The 2,544-nt window shown below is 67.3% G+C and carries 2 protein-coding genes and 1 pseudogene; 2 read left to right on the top strand and 1 reads right to left on the bottom strand.

The window, feature by feature from the left end; all coding sequences use genetic code 11:
* Together BG842_RS10060 and BG842_RS10055 are read left to right on the top strand one after the other, a co-directional pair.
* On the top strand, positions 1-243 hold a 243-nt coding region (locus BG842_RS10060; protein ID WP_303645365.1), incomplete at its 5' end, for a TrmB family transcriptional regulator sugar-binding domain-containing protein.
* Positions 243-2,141 (top strand): glycogen debranching N-terminal domain-containing protein, encoded by a 1,899-nt coding sequence (locus BG842_RS10055; protein WP_069450637.1) that lies wholly within the window; start codon positions 243-245, stop codon positions 2,139-2,141. The genes BG842_RS10060 and BG842_RS10055, both read left to right, overlap by 1 nt.
* On the opposite strand, the pseudogene BG842_RS10050 reads toward BG842_RS10055, so the two are convergent.
* Positions 2,142-2,544, bottom strand: a pseudogene (locus BG842_RS10050) (MFS transporter); the annotation flags it as partial.

The raw sequence follows: 2,544 nt of genomic DNA, 5'->3' as shown, positions 1-2,544 counted from the left end.
GGGAAGCGAAACACCGTGGCGCTCACCGGCGAAATTACCGACGTGCTGTACGCCAACGGCGACCTTCGGGACGGGGAAGCGACGCCATCGCTCTCCTCGCTCGCGGGACAGGCGACTATCGTCATCGAGACGGACGACGGGGAGTACGGTATCGGCGGGTGGGGCGCCGTGCTCGAGGACATGGAAGCGGACAGGATTATCATCGAAAAGGTGAGCTACCCTGACGACGAGGAGGACGCCTGATGCTTCCCGACGACTGTGCGCTCGCCATGGACTCCGGCCGACAGGTAATCGTCGATTCGAGGGGGGACGTCACTCCGAAGACGCCGGAAACCGGCGTGTACGAGTCCGACCATCGCTACCTCTCGACCCTCGAAATAGGGGTCGGAGACGCCGACGATTGGATTGTCCTCGGTCGCAAATCCCGCGACCGAGGTGTGACGACGATGCTCGCCAGCCCAACGGTCGGCACCGGTCGCGGCGACCAACGGCCGTGGACGCTCGAAAAGCGCGTCGAACTCACGGAGACGGGCGTGACGGTCACGGCGCGACTCACGAACAACACCGCCGACACGCGGGAGACGACGGTCGCGTTCGAACTCACACCCGATTTCGGCCACGTCTTCGAGATTCCGTCGTTTTTCTCATCGCGTGAGCGCCAAGACAGGCCGGTCACGGTGGAAGAGCACTCGTCCGGCTGTGCGTTCGTGGGAACCCTCGCGGACGGAACGGAACGGCGCGTGACGGTCAGTTCGGACTCCAGCATCGAGACGACGAGTACCGACGATTCCGCCACAGTTTCGACCAACGTAGCAGTTGCGCCTGCTTCGACGCGGACGGTCGAGCTTAACATCGACCTCCCGGACAGGGCACGGGAGACGCCCGAAGTCGATGCAGACATCGACTACCCACAGTACAGTCGACTCATCGACCGCGCCGCGGAAACGCTCGGGGCGCTGATGCTTCCGTGCGGCGTCCCGGCCGCGGGCGCGCCGCGATTTCTCGCGCCGTTCGGCCGGGATTCGCTGCTCGTCAGCTACCAACTCCTGCCGTTCGATTCGAGCGTCGCGGAGCGAACGCTCCGGTTCTTAGCCGACGAGCAGGGAACGGAAACCGACGACGCGACGCTCGAAGCACCCGGCCGAATCATGCACGAGAAACGCCACGGCGACCTCCCCGCCATCGGCGAGAGCGTTCGAACGCCGTACTACGGCACCGTCGACGCGACGCCGCTGTTCGCCGCGTTGTTCGCGGATACCGTGGCGAAGACGGAGGACGAGACGCTGTTCGATTCGGTGTATCCCCACGCGAAATCGGCCGTCGAGTGGACGCTCGCCGAGTTGGACGACAAAGGATTCCTCTTCTACGAACCGCACGACCACCCGCTCGGTCTCGCCCATCTCGGGTGGAAGGACAGCGCGGAGGCGCTCGCGCGGCCGGACGGGACGCCCGCACAGGGGTCGGTCGCCCTCGCCGAGGTGCAGGGGTACGTCTTCCGCGCGCTGACGCGGTTCGGGCCGCTCGCGGAGCGGGCGGACGATTCGACGCTCGCGGCGGAGTGCGAGGTGGCCGCGAAAACGCTCGCCGAATCGTTCGAGAAACGACTGTGGCTCCCCGAGGAGGGGTGTTACGCGCTCGGTATCGACGACCGAGGGGTCATCCCGAGCGTGGCGTCGAATCAGGGCCACGCCGTCTGGGGCGGGTTGGGAAGCGACGACCGGGTCGCACGAGTCGCAACCCGGCTGACGGACGACGACATGCTCACGTCGGCGGGGCTCAGGACGTTCGCGTCGTCGCACGACTCGTTCGACCCGCTCTCGTACCACCGCGGGAGCGTCTGGCCCCACGACACCAGCATCGCCGCGATGGGATTCGCGGAGCGCGGCCACCACGAGACGGCCGAAGCGCTCGCCGTGCGGGGACTCGACGCGCTCGCCGACACGGTTCGGACGGACTTCCCGGACCGGTTCGGCTTCCCGGAACTCATGGTCGGCTTCGACGGGGACGTGTCGGCGGGGACGGTCCGACACCCGGACGCCTGTATTCCGGCGGCGTGGAGCGCCGGGAGCGTGTTCGGCTTTCTGCAGAGTGTAGCGTCCAACCGGGAAACAGCGGACGCGATAGCCGAGTTGGTTCGGTAGTCAGGCCGAGCGGCGAACGACGACGAGGAGTATCGCTGCGATGCAGGTCATCCCGGCCAACAGTTCCCAGCCGGTTCCGTACCCCGACCTCTCGACGAGCATTCCGAAGACGGGCGGGGCGACGAGTCCGCCGACGTTGATGGCGGTCTGCCCGCCCGCCGTCGCGGCCCCGATGTCGTCGCCGTCGACGAGCGTGCTCAGACAGGAGTAGAACACGCCGGTCGAGCCGTAGATCGAGAGGCCGAGTCCGGCGAACACGACGAGCGCGACGGGGAACGAGGGGATTTCGGCGGCAAGTGCGCCGAACAGGACGACACCGGTCGCAATCTGGACGAGCGCGACGGTCGCCGACCCGCGGGCACCGCCGAGCCTGTCCGCGGCGGTTCCGGCACCGACGCGTGCG

The organism is Haladaptatus sp. W1, from assembly GCF_001723155.1.
In the GTDB taxonomy this organism is placed as follows: Archaea; Halobacteriota; Halobacteria; order Halobacteriales; family Haladaptataceae; genus Haladaptatus; species Haladaptatus paucihalophilus.
This window is presented reverse-complemented; position numbering and strand designations above follow the sequence as displayed.